This window comes from Pseudomonas sp. MAG733B (assembly GCF_036884845.1).
Taxonomy (GTDB): domain Bacteria; phylum Pseudomonadota; class Gammaproteobacteria; order Pseudomonadales; family Pseudomonadaceae; genus Aquipseudomonas.
This window is the reverse complement of sequence record NZ_CP145732.1, coordinates 4,508,368-4,529,099: the sequence shown is the minus strand read 5'-3', so window position 1 is coordinate 4,529,099 and position 20,732 is coordinate 4,508,368. Positions and strand designations below refer to the sequence as shown.

23 protein-coding genes and 3 pseudogenes are annotated in these 20,732 nt (G+C 58.0%); 15 read left to right on the top strand and 11 right to left on the bottom strand.

Going from position 1 to position 20,732, the window contains the following annotated elements:
- Positions 1–211: 211 nt before the first annotated feature.
- The gene (locus tag V6Z53_RS20660; RefSeq protein WP_338581464.1) at positions 212–1,117 is read right to left on the bottom strand and encodes an MBL fold metallo-hydrolase; all 906 of its coding nucleotides are present in this window, start codon (positions 1,115–1,117) and stop codon (positions 212–214) included.
- Positions 1,118–1,313: 196 nt separating this feature from the next.
- Here V6Z53_RS20660 and V6Z53_RS20655 point away from each other — a divergent pair, with 196 nt between their 5' ends.
- The gene (locus tag V6Z53_RS20655) at positions 1,314–2,195 is read left to right on the top strand and encodes a LysR substrate-binding domain-containing protein (RefSeq protein ID WP_338581463.1); all 882 of its coding nucleotides are present in this window, start codon (positions 1,314–1,316) and stop codon (positions 2,193–2,195) included.
- 11 nt (positions 2,196–2,206) lie between these two features.
- On the opposite strand, the gene V6Z53_RS20650 is transcribed toward V6Z53_RS20655, so the two are convergent.
- Positions 2,207–3,082: a LysR family transcriptional regulator ArgP gene (locus tag V6Z53_RS20650; protein ID WP_338581462.1), complete on the bottom strand. Its 876-nt coding sequence runs from the start codon at positions 3,080–3,082 to the stop codon at positions 2,207–2,209.
- A gap of 122 nt (positions 3,083–3,204) precedes the next feature.
- On the opposite strand from V6Z53_RS20650, the gene V6Z53_RS20645 reads away from it, so the two are divergent.
- From V6Z53_RS20645 to V6Z53_RS20635, 3 genes are all read left to right on the top strand, one after another.
- On the top strand, positions 3,205–4,167 hold the full coding sequence (locus tag V6Z53_RS20645) for an arginase family protein (RefSeq protein ID WP_338581461.1): 963 nt from the start codon (positions 3,205–3,207) through the stop codon (positions 4,165–4,167).
- A gap of 74 nt (positions 4,168–4,241) precedes the next feature.
- Positions 4,242–5,030, top strand: a complete 789-nt coding sequence (locus tag V6Z53_RS20640) for an ABC transporter substrate-binding protein (RefSeq protein WP_338581460.1) — start codon at positions 4,242–4,244, stop codon at positions 5,028–5,030.
- A gap of 70 nt (positions 5,031–5,100) precedes the next feature.
- Positions 5,101–5,445: a hypothetical protein gene (locus V6Z53_RS20635; RefSeq protein ID WP_338581459.1), complete on the top strand. Its 345-nt coding sequence runs from the start codon at positions 5,101–5,103 to the stop codon at positions 5,443–5,445.
- 389 nt (positions 5,446–5,834) lie between these two features.
- Here the strand turns inward: V6Z53_RS20635 and V6Z53_RS20630 are convergent, their stop codons facing one another.
- A complete protein-coding gene (locus V6Z53_RS20630; RefSeq protein ID WP_338581458.1) occupies positions 5,835–6,635 on the bottom strand; it encodes an SDR family oxidoreductase in 801 nt (266 codons plus the stop codon).
- A 106-nt stretch (positions 6,636–6,741) separates the two neighbouring features.
- Here V6Z53_RS20630 and V6Z53_RS20625 point away from each other — a divergent pair, with 106 nt between their 5' ends.
- The 3 genes from V6Z53_RS20625 to V6Z53_RS20615 all read left to right on the top strand — a co-directional run bounded on the left by V6Z53_RS20625 (position 6,742) and on the right by V6Z53_RS20615 (position 9,424).
- On the top strand, positions 6,742–7,266 hold the full coding sequence (locus V6Z53_RS20625) for a MarR family winged helix-turn-helix transcriptional regulator (RefSeq protein ID WP_338581457.1): 525 nt from the start codon (positions 6,742–6,744) through the stop codon (positions 7,264–7,266).
- 135 nt (positions 7,267–7,401) lie between these two features.
- Entirely contained in the window at positions 7,402–8,142 is a 741-nt protein-coding gene (locus V6Z53_RS20620) for an SDR family NAD(P)-dependent oxidoreductase (protein ID WP_338581456.1), read from the top strand.
- A gap of 85 nt (positions 8,143–8,227) precedes the next feature.
- Positions 8,228–9,424, top strand: a complete 1,197-nt coding sequence (locus V6Z53_RS20615) for an MFS transporter (protein WP_338581455.1) — start codon at positions 8,228–8,230, stop codon at positions 9,422–9,424.
- A 261-nt stretch (positions 9,425–9,685) separates the two neighbouring features.
- On the opposite strand, the gene V6Z53_RS20610 is transcribed toward V6Z53_RS20615, so the two are convergent.
- Together V6Z53_RS20610 and V6Z53_RS20605 are read right to left on the bottom strand one after the other, a co-directional pair.
- On the bottom strand, positions 9,686–10,225 hold the full coding sequence (locus tag V6Z53_RS20610) for a 2,4'-dihydroxyacetophenone dioxygenase family protein (RefSeq protein WP_338581454.1): 540 nt from the start codon (positions 10,223–10,225) through the stop codon (positions 9,686–9,688).
- A 91-nt stretch (positions 10,226–10,316) separates the two neighbouring features.
- Entirely contained in the window at positions 10,317–11,150 is an 834-nt protein-coding gene (locus V6Z53_RS20605; RefSeq protein ID WP_338581453.1) for an enoyl-CoA hydratase/isomerase family protein, read from the bottom strand.
- Positions 11,151–11,423: 273 nt separating this feature from the next.
- Between V6Z53_RS20605 and V6Z53_RS20600 the strand changes: the two genes are divergently transcribed.
- The 3 genes from V6Z53_RS20600 (at position 11,424) to V6Z53_RS20590 (ending at position 13,338) form a co-directional block, all read left to right on the top strand.
- Positions 11,424–11,870, top strand: coding sequence for a helix-turn-helix domain-containing protein (locus V6Z53_RS20600; protein ID WP_338581452.1), 447 nt, complete (start codon positions 11,424–11,426; stop codon positions 11,868–11,870).
- Between the two features lie 129 nt (positions 11,871–11,999).
- Positions 12,000–12,683 carry a nitroreductase gene (locus V6Z53_RS20595; protein WP_338581451.1) on the top strand — a complete coding sequence of 228 codons (684 nt, stop codon included), beginning with the start codon at positions 12,000–12,002 and terminating at the stop codon, positions 12,681–12,683.
- Between the two features lie 73 nt (positions 12,684–12,756).
- Complete coding sequence (locus tag V6Z53_RS20590; protein ID WP_338581450.1) at positions 12,757–13,338, top strand: NAD(P)H-dependent oxidoreductase; 582 nt, start codon at positions 12,757–12,759, stop codon at positions 13,336–13,338.
- A 39-nt stretch (positions 13,339–13,377) separates the two neighbouring features.
- Here the strand turns inward: V6Z53_RS20590 and V6Z53_RS20585 are convergent, their stop codons facing one another.
- Complete coding sequence (locus tag V6Z53_RS20585) at positions 13,378–14,367, bottom strand: LysR substrate-binding domain-containing protein (protein WP_338581449.1); 990 nt, start codon at positions 14,365–14,367, stop codon at positions 13,378–13,380.
- A gap of 185 nt (positions 14,368–14,552) precedes the next feature.
- Here V6Z53_RS20585 and V6Z53_RS20580 point away from each other — a divergent pair, with 185 nt between their 5' ends.
- The 3 genes from V6Z53_RS20580 (at position 14,553) to V6Z53_RS20570 (ending at position 16,604) form a co-directional block, all read left to right on the top strand.
- The gene (locus V6Z53_RS20580; RefSeq protein ID WP_338581448.1) at positions 14,553–15,086 is read left to right on the top strand and encodes a DUF4863 family protein; all 534 of its coding nucleotides are present in this window, start codon (positions 14,553–14,555) and stop codon (positions 15,084–15,086) included.
- Positions 15,087–15,635: a chorismate lyase gene (locus tag V6Z53_RS20575; protein ID WP_338581447.1), complete on the top strand. Its 549-nt coding sequence runs from the start codon at positions 15,087–15,089 to the stop codon at positions 15,633–15,635.
- Between the two features lie 66 nt (positions 15,636–15,701).
- Entirely contained in the window at positions 15,702–16,604 is a 903-nt protein-coding gene (locus tag V6Z53_RS20570) for a transporter (RefSeq protein ID WP_338581446.1), read from the top strand.
- A gap of 334 nt (positions 16,605–16,938) precedes the next feature.
- Here the strand turns inward: V6Z53_RS20570 and V6Z53_RS20565 are convergent, their stop codons facing one another.
- Complete coding sequence (locus tag V6Z53_RS20565; RefSeq protein ID WP_338581445.1) at positions 16,939–18,270, bottom strand: aromatic acid/H+ symport family MFS transporter; 1,332 nt, start codon at positions 18,268–18,270, stop codon at positions 16,939–16,941.
- Between the two features lie 168 nt (positions 18,271–18,438).
- Here V6Z53_RS20565 and V6Z53_RS20560 point away from each other — a divergent pair, with 168 nt between their 5' ends.
- Positions 18,439–19,350 (top strand): LysR family transcriptional regulator, encoded by a 912-nt coding sequence (locus V6Z53_RS20560; protein WP_338581443.1) that lies wholly within the window; start codon positions 18,439–18,441, stop codon positions 19,348–19,350.
- A 6-nt stretch (positions 19,351–19,356) separates the two neighbouring features.
- Here V6Z53_RS20560 and V6Z53_RS20555 read toward each other — a convergent pair.
- The 3 genes and pseudogenes from V6Z53_RS20555 to V6Z53_RS20545 all read right to left on the bottom strand — a co-directional run.
- Positions 19,357–19,493 (bottom strand): annotated as a pseudogene (locus tag V6Z53_RS20555) (CBS domain-containing protein); the annotation flags it as partial.
- A 6-nt stretch (positions 19,494–19,499) separates the two neighbouring features.
- Positions 19,500–19,673: pseudogene (locus V6Z53_RS20550) on the bottom strand (LysE family transporter); the annotation flags it as partial.
- Between the two features lie 104 nt (positions 19,674–19,777).
- The gene (locus tag V6Z53_RS20545; protein ID WP_338581442.1) at positions 19,778–20,092 is read right to left on the bottom strand and encodes a hypothetical protein; all 315 of its coding nucleotides are present in this window, start codon (positions 20,090–20,092) and stop codon (positions 19,778–19,780) included.
- 25 nt (positions 20,093–20,117) lie between these two features.
- On the opposite strand from V6Z53_RS20545, the pseudogene V6Z53_RS20540 reads away from it, so the two are divergent.
- Positions 20,118–20,201 (top strand): annotated as a pseudogene (locus V6Z53_RS20540) (hypothetical protein); the annotation flags it as partial.
- Here V6Z53_RS20540 and V6Z53_RS20535 read toward each other — a convergent pair.
- Positions 20,188–20,694, bottom strand: coding sequence for a hypothetical protein (locus tag V6Z53_RS20535; RefSeq protein ID WP_338586595.1), 507 nt, complete (start codon positions 20,692–20,694; stop codon positions 20,188–20,190). The pseudogene V6Z53_RS20540 and the gene V6Z53_RS20535 overlap by 14 nt on opposite strands.
- Positions 20,695–20,732: the final 38 nt, after the last annotated feature.

Below are 20,732 nucleotides of genomic sequence, written 5' to 3'. Positions count from 1 at the left end.
GTGTTGCGGGGTGTCAGATTTCGAGCGGTATCGTTTTTGGCCATCGCGAGCAGGCTCGCTCCCACCTTCAATCGTGCTCCCCTCAGGCTGCGATCTTATGATCTTGCTTTTAAAGATCGCAGCCTCGTTGCACTGGGTAGCTCCTATTGGGGATGCTTTTTCACATCAGGGTCGCAAGCACAGGTTCAAGCCCGAATGCCTGCGTTGCCAATCAGTAGCCATACTTCCTGCCATCCTTGAATTCAATATCCGAAAGAATACTCACCTCTTTATCAACGTTATAAAGATTAGTGCTCTTGACCAAATCAGAACCGGGGAATGGATCAGGTTTAACAGTTTTATTCTCAGCCGCTTTCAACTTGTCGCGAATCAGCACAATCTCCTCATAGGTCATCTTCGGAACCAGATTAGGATCTGAGCCCGCGTGAGCGCCATAAATGGCAGTGTCTTTATTAATGACATTCAGCGTTGCCGAAACCGAGGCCACGTAATCTTCCATGTTGCCCACAAACAGCGACGATGGATAAAGATGGTCGCCTGACAACAGCACGTTATTCTTTTCATCATAAAGCGCCACTTCATCCTGGGTGTGGCCAGGCATGCTGAGCAGCTTCAGTTTCACGCCACCCAGGTCGATCACTTCATTGGGCTTGACCAGGCGGGACACCTTGAACGGTTCGAGCACAAACTTATCGAAATCCCCTAGGTACACGGACTCCGGCACGTGGTAGAGCCCATCGTCCTGCTTGAATTTGCGCGTGAATTCGGTATCCAGCAGATAGATGCTGTCGAAGTTGTGCAGGCCGGCAATGTGGTCGAAATGCAGGTGCGAGGGCAGCACGGACAGCGGTTTTTGTGTGATGCTCTTGACGATTTTGGTGATGTCTTCTTTTTGCTCGGCGCCAGCATCAAGCATCAAGGCCTTATCATTGCCGATAATCAGATAAGAGTAATTGGCTTGGTAGTAAGTCGGTTCGCCAATGGCGTAAAGGTTGTCGCTTAGTTTATGCACGACGAAATTGGACTTCTCTTTGGGAGCGTCTTCGGCGTTAGCGTTTAAAACAAAGGCCGCAGCCAGCGTGAGGGCAAAGGCTATTTTTTTATTATTGATTTTCATGGGTGAAACTTCCTCGTGGTGGAGCGCTCAGTCAAAACCAATACGAGGTCGCCAATCAATCGATAAGTACTAAAGTGTTTATCGTTAGAAAAACTAAACATTGGCCGAAGACGGCGCGGGCCTTTCATTGACGGGGTCTACGGGATCAGTTATTACCAGCCGAACCATCACGATCGACTAACCTGGGCCGTCACCAATGAGCTTGCCACCCCTCCACAGTTTCAAGGTGTTCGAGTGCGTTGCGCGGCTGGGCAACATCAGTGCGGCGGCGGATGAGCTGCATGTCACCTCCGGCGCAGTGAGCCAGCAGTTGAAAGCGCTTCAAGCCAGCCTGGGCGTGGAACTGTTGGTCAAACAGGGGCGGCAATTGGTGCTGACCGACAGCGGCAGGGTGTTGCAGAAACACGTGGCCAGCGCGATCAGGGAAATCGGCGGGGCGGTTTCGGTCCTGCGCAACGCCACCGTCAGGCCTGATGAGGTCAAGCCGCTGACCCTCTCCATTCCGGGGGCCTATGGTCTTTCCTGGCTGGCGACGCGGCTGTTTACCTTTATGGATGAGAACCGTCACATCAAGCTCAATGTCATCAGCGAGGTCAGCTACGGTCTGGTTGACTGGCGTCGTGCGGATGTTGCCGTGACCTATGGAACGCCGCCCGGTGCCGGTTTCTGGTGGCGCTTGCTGCACGGTATTCGCATGACGCCGGTGTGCAGCCCTCAGTTGTTGCGTGGCGACAGGGCCATTCGTCAACTGTCCGACCTTGCCCATCATCGCCTGTTGCATGAAGACGACGGGGCGCAGTGGCGGCGCTGGCTGACCGAAGCCCGTTGTCATGAGCGTGAATACTCGAGTGTCCATTTCGACGATTTTGGCATGGTGCTTCAGGGCGCTATCGACGGCTTTGGCGTCGCCCTCAGCGATGAACTCGTGTCGGCCAGAGACCTGGATGACGGCCGCCTGGTTCAGCCTTTCACGCTGAGCGTTCCGGCCCTGCATAACTACTACTGCGTGTGCAATGACAGCAGCCGGGGCCGCCCCGAAGTGGATGAGTTCATCGAATGGCTCGGCTCCAGTACCTGATCAGTTCCCCATCAGGCATCGACGGGAATGCTGATGCTTTTGGTGAGCTCTTTCAGCAGTTGGGTATTGAGCTTGAACGCCTGCCAGAACAACTGGATGTCCAGCGTATGCTCTGGGGCCAATTCGATCAGATGGCCACTTTCACAGGCTTCGCGAATCAGTTTTTCCGGGGCCATGCACCAGCCCAATCCCATCATCGCCGCTTCGATCAAGCCTCGCGAACTGGGTATGTAGTGCACCGGCATTTGCAATGACTGGCCGAACTGTTGCTGGCAAAAACGCTCGCTCATGGTGTCTTGCCGATCAAACAGAATGGTCGGCGCACGCTCCAGAGCCTGCGGGGTAAAACCCTCGGCAAAGTACTCTTCCTGGAACGCGCGGGTCGCGACGGCCTTGTAGCGCATGGCCCCGATCGCCTTGATCTCGCAGCCTCTAACAGGCTTGGGATCGGTGGTGATCGCGGCAATGGCGGTGCCGTCACGCAACAGTTGATTGGTGTGTTCGTGATCGCCCATGCGCAGGTCCAGCGACACGTCATGGGCCTTGATCACCGGCAGGATGGCCGGCAGGAACCAGGCGGACAGTGAGTCATCGTTCAAGGCAATCGTCAGCCGGGTACTGACCGTATTGTTGGCCTCGCTCAATTCCTGGCGGGCGTCCATTTGCAGCATCCGAACCTGTTGCGCCAGGCGCAGCACAACTTCCCCTGCTGGCGTGACTTGGGTCGGCAGCAAGCGCTTGACGAGCAGCGTGCCGACACTCTCTTCCAATTGCTTGATCCGATGGGATACCGCCCCCGGCGTGACATGCAGCACTCGGGCGGCAGCCTCGAAGCTTTCTTCCTCGATGACGGCCAGGAATGTCATCAAATCACGGGTGTCGAGCATGGTGCCTCTGGTTTAGTTTTTTTAAAGATAGGCTAATTTATTTAGCTTGAGGATACCTGCGGCGTTGAGTCTACTCAATGGGCCGGGCCAACGCGCCACGGCTTCTACAGGAGTCTTAGACCATGAATACGCACACCACCCACGCCCCGGTTCGGCCCTTTTTGAATTGGTCCATCGCAACCAATCCGAGGGCACAGCCAACCCAAGTGGCGCTGCTCGGGCTGCCGCACAGCGAGCCTTACCCCGGCAACCCACATCCCAATGACCAGGCCCGCGCCCCGGACGCCATTCGCTGGCAATCCGGTCAGTTCTGCGATGGGCAGGAACATTGGGATTTCGATTTGGGCGCCGAATTGTCCAGCGTGCTGCCGCCTCACTGCGTCGACTACGGCAACATGCCCTGGGCCAACGGAAGCTACGACGAACACGCCGCACAGGTCACCGAATTGCTGGCCAGCCTGTGGGGCGATGGGGCGCAGGTGTTCATCCTGGGGGGCGATCATGGAGTGACCATTCCGGCGCTGGATGCCCTGGCGGTACTGCAGACCCCTGTACACATCCTGCACATCGACGCACATCTGGACTGGCGGGCTGAGGTCAATGGCGTGCGTCGCGGCTACAGCAGCCCGCTGCGCTGGGCTGCCGAGAAGCCGTGGATTTCCGGAATGACCCAAATCGGTATGCGCGGTACCGGTAGCGCCCGACGCGAAGAGTTCGCCGCGGCACAGGCCTACGGATCGCGGATCTTCACCGCAGAACAGGTTCACGCGGGCGGCATCGAGCCGGTATTGGCCACGATCCCCAAAGGCGCTGCGGTCTATATCACCGTCGACGCCGACGGGCTTGACCCTTCCGGCATGCCAGGTGTGCTGGCACCGTCACCGGGCGGCCTGCGTTTCGACCAGATAGCACCGCTGTTGCGGGCCGTTTCGCGCGATTGCACCGTGGTGGGGATGGATGTGGTGGAAGTGGCGCCCAGCTTCGATGCCAGCAATGCCATCACCTGCATCACCGCCGGAAGAATGATCCTGAACGTGCTGGGTGCTTCATGGGGTCATGGCGGCGCTTACCGTCATCGCAAGTGAGTCATCGATTTAAAACTGACGCAACTGCATCTGCTTACTTTCCCTAAGTCCAATAAAAAACAGGAATATCCATCATGAGTATGATCAAGTTGATCGGACTCTTCGCGCTCGCCCTGACGTCGACGCTGGCAGTTTCGGAAGAGTCCAGAACAGTGCGCATCGGGATAGAACCGAGCTATCCACCGTTCTCCTACAAGACAGCCGATGGCGGTACGGCGGGTTTTGATTTTGATATCGGCAATGCAATCTGTGAGCAGATGAAAGTCAAATGTGTGTGGGTCGATCAGGAGTTCGACGGGCTGATCCCTTCACTCAAAGTTAGAAAGATAGATGCCATTCTTTCTTCGATGTTGATTACCTCGGAACGCTTGAAGTCCGTGGATTTCACCCAGCAATACTATCGAAGCATGCCGGCCAACCTGGTCATGAAGTCGGGATCGGTCATCAATAATCCTCTGGTCGATCTCAAGGGGAAAAAGGTCGGTGTCCAGCAAGGCACCACCAACGATCGTTTTGCCTCCGAGGTACTGGCCCCAGCCGGGGTCGATGTTGTGCGTTACGGCTCTCAGGGCCAGTTGTTTCTGGATCTGGTGGCGGGGCGGCTGGACGCCGGGCTGGCCGATGTCGTGAATATCTACGAAGGCTTCCTCAATACCGACTCCGGTAAAGGTTTTGCGGTGGTTGGGCCTGACTTCGATGACCCGAAATACTTTGGCGACGGCAACGGCAACGGCATTGCGGTGCGCAAGGGTGATAAAGCGCTGCTGGATCAGCTCAATTCGGCGATTGCTGCGGTTCACGCCAATGGCACCTGCAAGCGTCTGCAGGAGAAGTATTTCAAGTTTGAAGTGTGCGGTAATTGAGGGTGTTTAGTTAGCAGAGGCCCTCTGGAACTATGGTTTCAGGGGGTTCTTAACCAAACAAGAGGAATATATGCAGCTCGATGAAGTTGAGTTGTTCGCGCTGGAGCATCTGTTCGACGCGAGCAACACAGGTAATCCGGTTCCGGCGGTCAACGCTGATCACTACAGGGTGCAGGAGCGGGCTATCACCACCGCCGGATTCTTTTCAATCCTCAAGTGTATTCAGCCCTCGGGCGCGGTACCGCCGATACAGGAAATCTGCAAACCGTTCAGTCATCCACGGTTACGAAAAGGCGGCGTATTTATCTGTTGGGTGGAGAGTGATCTGACGCTTTGCCTGGAGGGCGTTGCTGAACGGAAAAACTGGCCATCAGAACTATTGCCGCTTGCTTTGCATCGGTTTGGTAATGCCTGAATGGGCTGTCAGGATTAGTCCTTCGGGACAGGCAGCAATCGGAAAAAAACATTTACCGACGATCGATCACTTTTGGCCGATTTCTGCCTTCTACGATTGGCTGAAATCGACCCATAGCTGCCTGTCGACAAGGGCTAAGATCGGCCAGAAGAAGCCACTCAAGCCGTGCTGCTTAACCTTCATCCGCTGTGCCGAGATGACCGCCTTTTACTGTGGCGGTCAGCTAGACCAAGGCCGTGCTGCTTTTCGGGCTCAATGGATAGAGCGCTCTGAGATTGTGGCACTGACATCAAACCAGGATTCTGTTGAATACATTGAAGCGCGCCGTCTCATCGCGAGCAAGCTCGGCTCCTACAGGTTTGTGGCGTACCGTGTGACGGGGTAGGTGTTCAAGACACCTTATAGCGCGGTGCGGGAATACCGGTCTGGGTCGCGCCGAACAGTTCTGCCCGGGCCGCGTCGAATTTGTCCCACAGCGAAAAGTCCGCCACCGACGGCCAGGTGATGCTTTCGCCTTGATCAAACCCGGCCAGCGCCGCGTCGACCAGGTTTTCCGTGGTCATGACGGCTTCTTTGCGCAGTGCAGACAGCGGGATGCCGGACTCATCCCAGATTTCCGTGGCGGTGGAGGCGGGTAGGACTACCTGGACCTTGACGCCTGTTTCCGCCAGTTCAGCCTGCAAGCCACGACTGAACGCCAGCACGAAACTCTTGGAGCCGCTGTAGACGGAACTCACCGGCAGCGAGTGCAGTGCCAGAACCGATGCGACGTTGATGATCACCCCTTTGTTGCGGCTGAGCATGGCCGGCAGCGCCGCATGGGTCAGGCGGGTCAGGGCGGTGATGTTGAGGGCGATCTGGGTCATGGAATCGTCGACCGATGACTCCGCGATCGGGTGCAGCCTGGCGAGGCCGGCGTTGTTCACCAGCACGCGTATCGCCGGGTTGGTGGCGAGGATCTTCTCCACCTGGGCCAGATCGTCCGGGTTAACCAGGTCTGCACGAATCGTCTTGACCAGCCGGACATGGCGGGCTGAAATTTTTTCGGCCAGGGCATCGAGGCGATCCTGGCGTCGCGCCACGAGGATCAAGTCGTAGCCACGGGCAGCCAGCCGATCGGCATACACCGCGCCGATTCCGGAAGAAGCGCCGGTGATGAGGGCAATTTTCTGAGCGTCATTTGTGGACATGGGCATCTCCGATGCATGAGTACTCAATCAATATGATTGAGGGCTCAAGTATAGATGCCGGGACGTTCCGCTTGTCAATGGTTTTGCCCTCAATCATTCTAGGGGGATGAAGAACTCAAAAACCTCCCCCCGACATACCGGCGACGCCTCCGACCTCGACCTGCTGGGCGAAGTAGCGTGCACCAATACCGCGTTGCGCCGCGCCGCCAGGCGCCTTGGCAACCTGTACGACGAAGCGCTCGCGCCCATTTCCCTGAAGGCCACGCAAATCGGAATGCTCGCCCAGATCAGCCGCTTTCCGAGCGCCGACGGGCATAACGGGCCTACCTTGCAGGAGTTGGCAGGGCTGCTGGCGATCCAGATGTCTGCTATCTCCCATGCCATGAAACCCTTGGTGCGCGACGGCATTGTCGAGTTGCAGCAAGACGCGCTGGACAAGCGGACCAAACATTGCGTGCTCACCCCCAAGGGCGACCAGCTTCTGGCCGAAGCGCTGGTGCTGTGGCAGGCTGCCAACGAACGGGTCGAAACCGTGCTGGGGCCGTCGTCGGCGGCGTTGCTGCGCCAGTTGGCGGATGAGATTGCCTCCGATGAATTCCTCAGTGAGTTCAACCATCTGACTGCCGAGTAAACCCTCGGCTTGTTGCTGCGTAGGGCTGTTTTTTCATTCCTGATCATCGTGCTGACTGGTTGCATTATAGAACCGATGTTGATACAACTGTTGTGGTTTCATAAATAAACCACTTGCATGGGAAGGAGGTTCGCTATGCAGCAGCCAACAGCATTGATAGTCGGGGTGGGTTCTGAGCAGGGACTGGGCGCGGCGATTAGTCGGCGTTTTGCCCGTGAAGGCTTTCATGTCCTGTCCGTCGGCCGCACGGGGGCGAAACTCGACGCGGTGGTGAATACCATCAAACAACGAGGCGGCAGCTCAGAGGCAGTGGTCTGCGACGCAACGGAAGAGCGCGAAGTGCTGCGCCTTTTCGAGTATGCGATGCGGCCGGTGGCCGGTCGTGAAGCGCCCAGCGTGGTGGTCTTTAACGCGGGTAATAACGCGCATATTCCCCTGCGCGAATTGAGCGCGTCGCAGTTCGAGGCGTTCTGGCGCATCGGTTGTTATGCAGGCTTTCTGGTCGGTCGCGAGGCTGCGCGTTATTTGGTCCCCAGGGGCGCCGGCACCCTCCTGTTCACGGGGGCATCGGGCAGTCTGCGGGGCAGGTCCGGTTTCGGCCATTTCGCCGCGGCGAAATCGGGGCTGCGGATGCTCAGTCAGAGCATGGCCCGGGAGTTCGGACCGCAGGGCATCCACGTTGCGCATGTGGTGGTCGACGGCGGGATCAATGGCGAGCGCCTGCGGGTGCTCAGGCCTGAGGTGGTCGCCCAGCGCGGCGAGGACGGTCTGCTGGACGTCGATGCGATCGCCGAAAACTATTGGCACCTGCATCGGCAGCCGTTGACGGCATGGACGCAGGAACTCGATTTAAGACCGTTCAAAGAACACTTCTGAATTCACCACACGCTTGGTTTAGCCGACGGCAGGGGCAGGGTCCCCGGCCTCGCCGTGGCCGCTCAAAAAGACATAGGTAAGACTCATGGTTTCAAGCACGTTAGACAGTGAAGGCGTCACCCCCTATTCGTGGTTCGGCGTACTGGCCATCGCGCTCGGCGCGTTCGCCCTGGTGGTTACGGAGTTTCTCCCGGTGGGATTGTTGCCGGGCATTAGCCGGGATCTGGGGATCTCCGAGGGCACGGCGGGCCTTGCGGTCACGGCCACCGCGCTGCTGGGGTTTCTCGCGGCACCCATCACCGCAATGTCGATCGGCAAAACCGACCGGCGCCTGGTGCTGTTGGCGCTGACGGTTTTGCTGGTCATCTCCAGCGTCATGTCCGCCCTGGCCAGGAACTTCGAAACGCTGCTGATCGCGCGGGTCATCCTGGGGGTGGGCGTCGGTGGTTTCTGGGCGATTTCGATCACGGCGGCGGCGCGGCTGGTGCCGGACGAGAAAGTGCATGCCGCCTCGTCGATCGTGTTTGCCGGCATCTCCATCGGCTCGGTGGTGAGCGTCCCGGCAGGCTCCTACATCGGCGCGCATTATGATTGGCGCATCGCGTTCATGGCCGCCAGTGTGCTGGCTGTGGTGGTGTTGCTGATTCAACTGGTCGCGCTGCCGAAAATCCACATCGACCACGGCATCAAGCTGAGCAATTTTTTCGGCCTGCTGAAGTCGGCGAAGGTCAGGGGTATTTTCCTGGCGGTGATCTTCATCGTCGCCGGGCAGTATTGCGGGTACACCTTCGTCACGCCGTATCTTGAGCAGGTCACCGGGGTCGATACCAATGTGCTGAGTACATTGTTGTTCATCTATGGCGTAGGGGCAGTGGCTGGTAATTTTCTGGGTGGATCTTTCGCTGGCAGAAACCTGCAATTGACGGTGGTCACGACCGTGGTCATTTTCCTGATTGCGCTGATCTGCATGGCGGCGTTCGCCAGTCATGTGGTCATCGTCACCCTCAGCCTGATCGTCTGGGCGATCTCCTGGGGTATGGCGCCGGTCGGCACGCAATTGTGGCTGTACAACGCCACCCGAAGTGACCCCGAAGCCGCGCAGGCGGTCAATACCAGCGTATTCCAGTTGTCCATCGGACTGGGCTCACTGATGGGCGGCGCAGCCGTCAATACCATGGGACTGCACAGCTCGATGTGGCTCGGGGCGCTGGTGCTTGCGTTGGCGGTGGCAACGGTATTGAAGGTGGGGCGTATGGATCGGTTTGTTGCAACGACTGCTTAGGTGGCGTGGGGTGCGGCGATGGCCGACGTGGCGTCAAGGACCGAAAGGGCGAAACCGATACCGATGATGCTTTTCATGATGAGGCTCCAGAGCGTGGTGAGAAGATGGGTCCGCTGTGGAGCCGGAGCGTCGGGATGAGAAAACACCCTTGCGCATAGTCAATATCGAGAACAGTGAACGTTGTACGCAGTTCCTCTGGAGCTGCCGAAGGTTGCGATCTTTTGATCTGGCTTTTAAACATCAAAAGATCGCAGCCTCGTTTCACTCGACAGCTCCTACACCGTTCCGATAGGAGTATTCGTGGAGACTGCCTATGCCGACAGCCCGATCACATCCGGAACCGGCAACCCCCGCCTTGCGACATTCTTCAAGGTAGAGCGCGGTGATGAACGGCGTATCCCAGATGCTTTCGACGTTGTCGTGTTCATCCATATTCAGGTTGGCGCCATTAATGGCGAACCAGACTTCGGTCGGTTCGCTGTTGCTCGCCGGCACATGCAAGGTGTGCATAGAGCCGGCAGGTTCGTAGAGATATGAACCAGCGGTGTTGACCTCCGGGTACTCCAGATACTTCCAACTGCCGGAAAAGGTGACCGCGTAGACATCGCCCGTGTGTTTATGCCGGGGAATGGTCAGGCCTGGGGCGAAGCGGGTTTGTACCACCCACAAACCGGTGTCGGCGTTTACCTGGAGCAGTTTGAATTCAAGACCCTCAATCAGCGTGACATAGGGCCGGTCATCCTTGCCACGGTGATGCGTGGAAGGGTGTTTGTCGGCAGTGTCGGTAACGATGGCATGCATGATGATTTCCTTAGTTGTTGGACTTGTTTGGAATCGGGAGCACCGCCCTGCAAACCGCGATGCTCACCTATACGTCAGGCAGATCCGGGGGTTACTGCTGATTAAGCTTCGCCACGTGGTGCCCAAGGCGATACTCGTAATCACCTTCCTGCTGCAGACCCTGGTCCAGCGCCTTGGCGATCAGGCGTTGGGTGTCGGGCCAAGAGGTGGTGCCGATGAACGCCTGGTTGGAGCCCCAGCGATCAGCCTCGGTGGGCACGCCAGCGCGGGCGTTCACGGTTTTCTTGGCCAGTTCCAGCGCGTCTTTGCTGAAGCTGGCGATGCGCTGGGCCAGGTTGTCGACGAATGCATCGAGCTCGGCGTCGGGCATCGAGCGGTTGACCCAGCCGTATTTCTCGGCGGTGTCGGCATCGAAGTCGTTCGAGCCGGTGATGATTTCCAGGGCTCGGGAACGACCGGCCAGGGCCGACAGCCACTCCGTCGCGCCGCCTCCAGGCACCACGCCCACGCTGACTTCGACCTGGGCCAGCACGGCTTTTTCACGGCTGGCAAAGCGCATGTCGCAGGCCAGGGCCAATTCACTGCCATGACCACGGGCACGGCCGCGAAGCTTGGCGATACTGACGACCCGGGACTGGGCCAGGCGGGTGACGAAGGCTGGCCATTCCGCAAATTTCGCCGACCCCGGCATGTCCGGAATCACCTCGCCACGCACCAGGTCGTAGTGGGCAACGAAGTAGTCAGGGTTCGAACTCTCGAACACCACGACCTTCAGGTCGTCGTCTTGCTCGATGCGGTCCATCAGTACCCGCAGTTCGGCAAACATCTCAGGGTCATAGAGGTTGATCGGCGGGTTGCCGATGATCACGCGCCAATAGCCAGGGGAAACTTTGGAGATCGTCAGGCGGTTGTGAGTGCTGGGCATCTTTATGGATTCCTGTAGAGCGGTAGGGTGACGTGCGACCACAGGTGCACGTATCTGGTCTCGTAATGAGACCGGATTGATCCTAGATTTACTGGTTCAATAATGCAACCAGATAGCCGCAGGGATATTTCAGCTGCGAGTACCGAAGTGAAGGAGTCGCCCGCCGTAGAGCGGGGATTGATTGCATGGGCCACTGGTCAGTTTTATCATGAGACCCATTTTTCATCTCCCAGCGACGCCATTTCGAGCGTTGCCAAACTGACAGGCAGACCCGTGAAACGAAAAAGTCTCGAAGACTCACCCTGCGCGATTGCCAGGGCCCTGGACACCATCGGCGATTGGTGGACGCTGTTGATCATGCGTGACGCGTTCGACGGCATCACCCGCTTCAACGAATTCCAGAAGAGCCTGGCGATCCCCAAGAACATTCTCTCGGTCAGGCTCAAGGGCTTGGTCACCCGGGACATTCTCGAAGTGCAGCCAGCATCCGACGGCAGCAACTATCAGGAATACGTGCTCACCGATCTGGGCAAAGACCTGTTCCATGTCATGGTCGCCCTGCGCCAGTGGGGCGAACGCAATCTGTTCGCCGAGGGCGAGGGACCCGTCGCGACCCTGGTCGACAGGGCACGCGGACGTCCGGTCGCCACGCTGCGGTTGCCCTCGGACGATGGCAAGACACTGGAACTGGCCGACACGTTGGTGGCCTATTCGAGGTAGGCGGCACCGCGTTCGGCACAGTTGCACATCCTGCATTTCCAAGCTGCAAACACTTCACTGCTCTTTGGCCAAACGCCATGTAAAACTCTTCGGACTAATTACAAGACCGTTGCAGCTGTGGAGTTTGGTATGAGTTCGTTCGTTGATGATTTTGATGCTGTGGTTGCCTCGCGCAGGGCTGTGCGGGCTTTTTTACCGACGCCCGTTTCGAGGAAGTTGATCAATGAAGTCATCGATGTCGCTCGTTTAGCCCCCAGTAATTCCAACACCCAGCCGTGGTCGGTCCATGTGGTGACCGGCGCGCCCAAGCGCGCGTTCAGCGCCTTGCTGGCCACGGCCCACGCCGACCCGTTCGCCGACCCGCTGTTGCATCTGCCGGATGACCTGGCGCAGAAGTACCGCGATCGCCAGGAAAATTTCGGCGCCCTGTTCTACGGCCTGCATCAAATCGACAAGTGCGACAGCGACGGTCGCGCTCGTGTCAGCGGCCTGAATTTCGAGTTCTTCGGCGCGCCGGTGGGGCTGATCTTCACCATCGATGCGAACCTGAAGAAATACAGCTGGCTCGACTACGGCCTGTTCCTGCAAACCCTGATGCTGACGGCGCGGTCCCGTGGCCTATCGACCTGCCCGCAGGTGTCGTTCGCACGATTCCAGGCGTTGATCAAAGACTTTCTGCGCCTGGACTGCGGCCAGGAAATCGTCTGCGGCATGTCCTTGGGCTACGCCGATGAAAGCGCGCCGGTGAACGCCCTGCGCATGCCGCGAGAGTCGTCCCACGCCTTCACTCACTTCCTGGGCTTCGATCAGTAGTCCATTTTTCGGGACGCCACGCTGTATCGACTTCCCGGCGTCCCCCACACGGCAGCACGAGGTGTACATCAAAATGGCAGTACGAGTTCTGGCCCTATCGGGCAGTGCCCGCAAGGGTTCGTTGAATCAAAAACTTCTGAACGTCGCCGTGCAGGGCGCATTGGCCGCAGGCGCTGAAGTGACCGTGGTTTCGTTGAGCGATTATCCGCTGCCGTTTTTCGACAGCGAGCTCGAGAAGGAGCAGGGCGTTCCTGCCCATGCCCTGAGCCTGCAGAAACTGTTTAGCGAGCACGATGCGTTGCTGGTGGCCTCGCCGGACTACAACGGTGGCTACACGGCCTTGTTGAAAAACGCCATCGACTGGATGAGCCGTCCGACGACTGAAAAAGTCTCCGGCCTGGCGCTGTTCGCCAACAAGGCATCAGCAGTGATCTCGGCATCGCCTGGCCCCATGGGCGGCATTCGTTCGATGCTGGCCATGCGTGGCGTGCTGGAAAAGCTTGGCGCGATGCTGATCCCGCAAACCTTCACCCTGGGCGTCGCACACCAGGCCTTCGGCGAGAACGACCAGTTGAGCAATCCGCAGGTGGAGAGCGAAGTGAAGGCCATCGGTGCGGCGTTGGTGAGGTTCTCCGGCGCGCTGCGCGCAGCCTGACTTGGCACTGAGCAAGGACGTTGCCACGAACGGACTTGCTCAGTCCTGCAAACGAGAGATTTCTTCTGCCGCCGCACTGATCTGGCCATGCAGCCAGCGTTGCGCCGGATCATTGTCATTGCTGCTGTGCCAGATCATGTCCAACTGCTGGCGGGCGACGGGGTAGGGCGATGGCTTGATCAAGAAGCCCAGGGTCCTGGCGAATGTCCGCGCCAGCGGACGCGGTACGATCGCCAGCAATTCACTGCCTTCGAGCAGCATCGGCAACGCCAGGAAATGTGGCAGCACGATCTGGCTTCTCACCGACAATCCCGCCTCCGTCAATGCATTCTCCAGGGCATTGCGATCGTACATCTGCGCCTGCCGCGCCAGGCCTCGTTCAAGTATGTAGCCACTGAGCATTCCTTCGCCTTCGCCGCCCAGGGACACCACGGCCAGCGGATACTTCACCAGATCTTCGAGATGCAGCGCGTTGTCGCCGATCGGATGCCCGCCGCTGCAGATGAACACTTCGTCCTGTGACAGTACGGGTTTGCTGCGAAACCGCTCCGGGGCGCTGCGAAAGGTGCCGATGGCCACATCGATCCGGCCGAGGTCGATCTGCTCGGCTAGGTCCAGGCGGGTCGCCGGGGTGATCGACAGGTCGATGCCCGGGGCCGCGGTCGATAACTGGCGGTTGAGTTGCGGCAGCAGCGTGGCCGACACGTAGTCGTTGGCGGCGATCACAAAGGATCGGCACACGGTCTGCGGCAAGAAGGTAGAGGCGGCCTGTGCCAGGGTCTGGCTCATGCTGTGCAGCGCCGCGCGCAACGGGCCGCTGATTTCTATCGCATAGCTGGTAGGGGTCATGCCTTTGCCGGTGCGGACGAAAATCTCCTGGGCAAGGCCCTCGCGTAAACGGGACAGCGCATGACTGACAGCGGACTGACTCAGGTGCAGGCGCTGGCTGGCACGCAGTACGCTGCGCTCTTCCATGACGGCGTCGAAGACCCTAATCAGATTCAGATCCAGTTTATCGAATGTAATCATGGCGGGCATTCCGGAGGGCGCGATTTGGTTAATAATTTGAGTCCATAAATCAAGCATTTGCAAGCGAGTATCAATGCTCACCAGTGTTGAATGTCATGCATTGAGACACTGCAGAAAGTTCGCTTTTTGCCCGAATGCAAGTATGGGAGAGTGTAAAAAACCTTAAAACAGTGAGCGTCTGATAAATGAATAAACGTGATGAGTTGATCAATCTCTGCATTGAGTTTCTGGCTAAGGTCAAAGATAAAACCGCGAGTAATAATCTTGAACAGTGGCTTAACGATACTTATGGGCCGGACAGTGAAACTTACCAGCGAATTGCCGACCTGGTGATTGAAGGCGTGGCACAAGGCTGGGCGGCCAACAGTGAAATCAGCGGCCCGAATTATCGTCGCAGTCGCTTGTGCGAGCCCTGTGCGGAAACCTTCTACTTCAGCATCACCACCGTCTACATGGACAGCAAGGGTTACGAGCTGGATAACGATCAACGCACCTTCCGCGGCGACTATCACCAGCACCCCTACGGTGAATTGAACATGGTGATCCCGCTGGATGAAGGCGCAGTACTGGCCGGGCCACGGGGCTGGCAGGGTGCGGGTTGGACGGCGCCGTCGCCCGGCAGCCATCACTTTCCAGAGGTGAAAGGCGGCGCGTTGATTGCGTTCTTCTTCCTGCCTGCCGGGCGCATTTCCTATGACTTCCCGGCACAGGCCAGTTGAATGGAGGTGGTATACCGGTTTTCGCAACCGCAACTGAAGTGGAGTGCTTTCGGCCATTGGCGTGAGTCGATGGCCGCGATACACCGGGACTGGTTGTTTGACCGCAGTTCACTGACGGGGCGGCTCAGGGCGCTGTCCGACGATGAGTTCGAAGTGATTCCCCTGCGCGAAGCAGTGGGGCCGATCCTGCCGGAAGAATGCCGGGTCCTGGGGTTGCAACCCGGGGTCCTGGGCTGGATTCGCGAAGTCTACCTGACCGGCTTCGGTCGGCCGTGGGTATATGCAAGATCGGTGATCAATCATCGTGATGTTGAAGAGAGTGATTCAACGTTACTTCAACTGGGCAATGTTCCACTGGGCAGTCTGTTGTTTGGCGAAAAGCCATATAAGCGCAGCGAAATAGAAGTGTGTCGTTATCGCGATGCCTGTAATGCCAGCAGCCGAGCGGCCTATCCGTTATGGGCCAGGCGTTCAGTGTTCAGTCGTGGACAAACACGCGTCCTGGTTCATGAAATGTTCTTGCCAGCCCTATGGGAGGAGTTGAGTTAAAACAACACCAGCAGCCACACCAGCAAAGCTGAAAGCCAATTTTAATAAAAACAAATAGGTATCCAGATGAGCGCTTATCAATATGCGCGCAGGGCTTCCCTGCGCGCCACGTTTGTAGTTTCCACTTCCGCATTGAGTCTGTATTGCGGTGGTGCCAATGCGGTTGATGCTTCGCCAGGCGCCTATGTGCCAATCCCCACCGGCAGTAATCTGGCCATGCTGTACCTGGGTGGCGGCAAGGCCGATGAGTTTCAACCGGTGCAGGGCAAGGCCGTCAGCAAGGGCACTGAGCTGAAGACCAAAACCGGGCTGGTGCGCCTGTTCCACATGTTCGAAGTGGCCGAGCACCGGGTGCAACTTCAGTTCGGCTTACCGTTCGGCAGCCAGGACCTGAAATTCAACGGCACCAAAATTCGCCATGAAAGTGGTCTGGGCGACTCCTACATGGCTGTGACGGCTTGGGTCATCGACGACCCCAAGCTCAAACGCTACTTCTCGATCACCGGGTTCATGGCGCTTCCTACCGGTACCTACGAAAACAACCATTCGTTGAACATGGGCAACAATCGCTATGCCCACGCGCTCTCGCTCGGGTACGCAGAAAGCTGGGGGCCGTGGCGGCTGGAGCTTAATCAGGACGTAACCTGGTATGGCGACAACGACCACTACGGCGCCGCCAACCGCACACTCAAGCAGGACCCTACCTATAACTTCCAGCCGTGGCTGAGCTACACCTTCGACAATAAGGTGACGACCTCGGTCGGTGTGGCGCGCACCTGGGGTGGAGAGTCCAGCGTTGAGGGCATCGAGACCGGCCGCCGTACCGACTACTTGCGTGCCCGCGCGGGTGTCGGGTATTGGGTGAGGAAGAATGTGCAGCTCTATACCGAGCTCAACCGCGACCTTGAGGTGAGGGGGGGGTACAAGTTCGACTACACCGGGTTTGTGCGGGTGGCTGTGCTGTTCTAGGGCATCGTGTAATCGGTTTTGGTATTTGCGTCGGGTGTCTGGTTCCGGTCTCACTGGAACCATGGCCCGGCGCTTTTTTTTGCCGCGAGGAAGGTGTGCCAGATGAACACTGTCCATGGGATGTGCCCAAATCACTGTAGGAGCTGCCGCAGGCTGCGATCTTTATGATCTTTTGCTGAGACTCAAGTGGCCTCGAAAAGATCGCAGCCTGCTTTCTCTCGGCAGCTCCTACACAGCATCCACAGATGGTCGCCGTGAAAGGGAGGGGGAATGACAATGCCCGCCGAGTGAGCACTCGGCGGGCATTGGCGATCAAGCGATGTGGCGGGGTGTGTCAGGCGTTCATGTCATGCAACTGTGCCACAGCGGGCTCTCTGGCGCGGCGTTGGGTGACGGCCGCGACGGCCAGCAGGGCGATCATGCCGGGGACGGCGCAGAGGATGAAGTTCAGTTGCAGCGACAGGTTCAGGCTCAGCATCAGACCACCCAGAGCCGGGCCGGCAATGCCGCCCATGCGTCCAACGGCGGAGCACCAACTGATGCCCGTGGCGCGAATGTCGGTGGGGTATTGCTGCGCGGCAAACGCGTGGATTACCGACAGGCTGCCGATGGTCGCGGCGCCGGCCAGCATCAGCATGATGTTCAACAACACCGGGCCGGGCTTGATCCCCAGAATGATCAGCGACACCACCGCCAGTGTCAGGCACATCATCAGTGTCGGCTTGGTGCCCCAGCGATCCGCCAGCCAGCCGCCGCCCAATGCGCCGATGATCGAGCCCAGGTTCATGGTGATCAGAAACATCAGGCCCGACACCAGAGGATAACCACCCGCCACCATGATCTTCGGCAGCCAGGTATTGAGGCCATAAACCATCAGCAGACACATGCCGAAGCCAACCCACAGCATCAAGGTGCGGAGGGCGCGGCCCTCAGTGAACAGGCCGGAAACAGGCGCGGAAACCCGCGGGGTATCCAGGGACGGCCAGCGCAGTTTGTCGATATCGAGCCCAGGCTTAATCCGACGCAACAACGCCGTCGCCGCCACCTTGTCGCGTACCAACAGGTAAGGCAGGGATTCGGGCAGGAAGCGGTACATCCACGGCAGCGTCAACAGCGGCAACCCGGCGATGATGAAGGTCGATTCCCAACCGAAACGCGACAGCACCAGCAGCGCCACCAGTGCCGACAGCAGTGCACCCAGCGAGTAGCAGCCAAGCATCACCGTGGTCATGATGTTGCGTCGGGCCTTGGGCGCCATGTCATTGATCAGCGCGACGATGTTGGGAATGGTGCCACCCAGGCCGATCCCGGTGATGAAGCGCAGCACCGCAAAACTCCAGGCGTCCCAGGCAAAGGCGTTGGCAAAAGCCGTGAGACTGCCCAGCGCAATGGCCACCAGAATCACCCGTCGACGGCCGAACCGGTCGGCAAGCGGCCCCAGCGTCAGGGCACCAAACATCATCCCGAACAGCGCCGCGCTGCCCATCCATCCGGCCTGCACCGCTGGCAACTGCCACTGTTCCATGAGGTGAGGCACCACTGAACCGTAGATGACCAAGTCATATCCATCGAACAACATGATGAAGGAACACCAGAACAGCAACCCGAAGTGGAAGCGGTTCATAGGCGCGGTTTCAGCGACTTCTAGTGCATCATGAGTAGCCATAGGAATTTCTCTTGTTGTTGTATTTCACGCATCTGCGCTCGAACCAGGCATACGGCGCCGGCAACCCGTAGGCATGGTCGGCCCAGTCTAGAAATTATCCTTTCATGCAACCAATCAATATTTGATGATTGCAACATAGATGGTCTTTATAGAGGTCGGGACTGGCTGATGAGCACCTTTGATTTGAACCTGATCCCCATGTTCGTGGCCCTGCACGAGACCGGCAGCGTCACTGCGACCGCTGAACGCCTGCACGTCACGCAGCCTTCCATCAGCTACGCGCTGGGCAAATTACGCGAGCAGTTCGATGACCCGCTGTTCATCCGCAATCGCAACGGCATGCAGCCCACGCGGTTGGCCAACGCGCTGTACGCGAGCTTCAAGGAGGTGGCGCAGAACGTTGATTCTGCGATCGCCCAGGCCCGCAAATTCGATCCCGCCAGTTCCACGCGCAACTTTCGCCTGGCGCTGTCGGACATGGGGGAGGTGGATTTCCTGCCCAGGGTTCTGGCGCATTTAAACCGGGTGGCGCCACATATCGAGCTGGAGGTGATCTCGCTGAACGTTGAACTGGCGACGCAATGGCTCAACGAGGGGCATGTCGATGCGTTGATCTGCAGTCGGGTGCTGGTGGGGGCGGGCATCACCCACCATCCGGTGTTGCTTGAGCACTATGTGTGCCTGCTGGCGGCGGATCATCCGAGGGTGGGGGATTCACTGAGCATGGAGCAATTCGTTGCTGAGCCTCATGTACTGGTCAACAGCACATCGGGGCACAACATGGTCGCGCAGGTGCTCAAGACCCTGAACATCAAACGCCGCGTGCGCCTGCGCCTGCCGCACTTTTCCGTGCTGCCGGGCATCCTTCCCGGCACACAGCTGCTGACGGTGTTGCCGTCGCACATTGCCAAAAGCTTTTGCCGCCACCCGGTGACCGGTCCATTGAAGGTGCTGGAGCTACCGTTCAAGGTCCCGTCGTTCCATGTGAACCTGCACTGGCATGCACGCAGCGATCAGTCCACCGCGCTGAGGTGGTTTTACAGCGAACTCATGACGGCATTGAAAGATATGAAGGCGTGATAAGTGACCGCGAATGTACTGCTCCAGTTGCTCGATCAGTTGGTCCTGCTCGGCAATCACGGCCTTGACGATATCGCCAATGGACAGCACCCGATCAATTGATCGCCGTCGACCACGGGCAAGTGATGCAGAAAGCGACTGGTGCAAGTGCCTGCCCACCGCAGCAGGTCAAATGCAGGAGCCCAACTCATTACCAGCGCACCAAGACCCGTGCTCACAATGACGGTCATCAGCACATCGGCCAGGGTTATTCCTAGAGTTGCGGTGATACCAGCGCGCCAGACGTGGGCAACCGCACGGCTGGTGACGATGGCCATGTTAGGAGCATGTCGACTGGTTGCAAACAAAGTCAAAAACAGCCCTTGGGAGAGCGTCCGCTATTGGTCCAGAGTGTGTAAAAACGCCTGGTACTCTCTCACAGCCGACTTCAGGCGGAGCAGAATGCCAAGCTATCAAGATCGATCTCGGCGTAGCTCCCCAAATCTCCCTTGTAGAGAGAGACCCTGGACACTCCTAGCTCGGATTGTAAGAACTCAACAAGCTTCCTGAGGTTACCGTTTTTAGACATCGAAGTCGGATGCACTACCGTTGCCTGTCCGTTTTCGTCATCGTAAATTCTGACCAGAAACATATCCTCTTCGTTCTGTATGTCGTAGTTATAACCACGGTATTCATATCCAAGATCATGGTCGACATCATCAAAGCGAGCAGATTTCACTATCTTCAAAGTAGTATCCAGCATTCGGGTTCCAAAGGAGGATCGCCTCGTGAAGCGCTTTATTCAAGGTGAACATCGAGGTCAAAGCACCTTACTTCCCGAGAGCCTCGACGATCACGTCAGCGATACCAATCTGCGAACGCTTGGAGCAAAGAAAGGCCGCGACCGCTACGCCCGACGGGAACCATAAAATGGGGACTTGGGAGAGGGTCGTCGAAGTCGAGCGAAATGATCCCCGTCACGTAATAGGCCGATACCCACATCAGCAAGCGGGCAACCAAGGTCACGCGCCCGGGTATGCTCACCCCCAGGCAAAGGCGCAAGGAAAACCAGCCTTCGATTGGTGTAAAGGGAAACAAGGCCAGCAAAAAGACCGTGGCCCCAGCGACAGAGCCAACAGCATTTTTGGACTGAAACGCCGGCATAGCATGGCAATAAAGGTGCAACGGCAAAGACCCGACTGCCTGCATCGCCGCGTTGATTCCAACATACAGCTCGCTGAAACCCGCGGCGGTCAACTTTATGGCGATCAAAGGAGCGCTCAAGCCGTAGCTCAGACCAAATATCATCACGGTCAGGATTATGAGTGACTGCCATTTCCTGGGTTTGACAAGCTCATCCCTCATTCGGCTTTGTTCCAGCGCCCAATGCGCCATTCATCTGT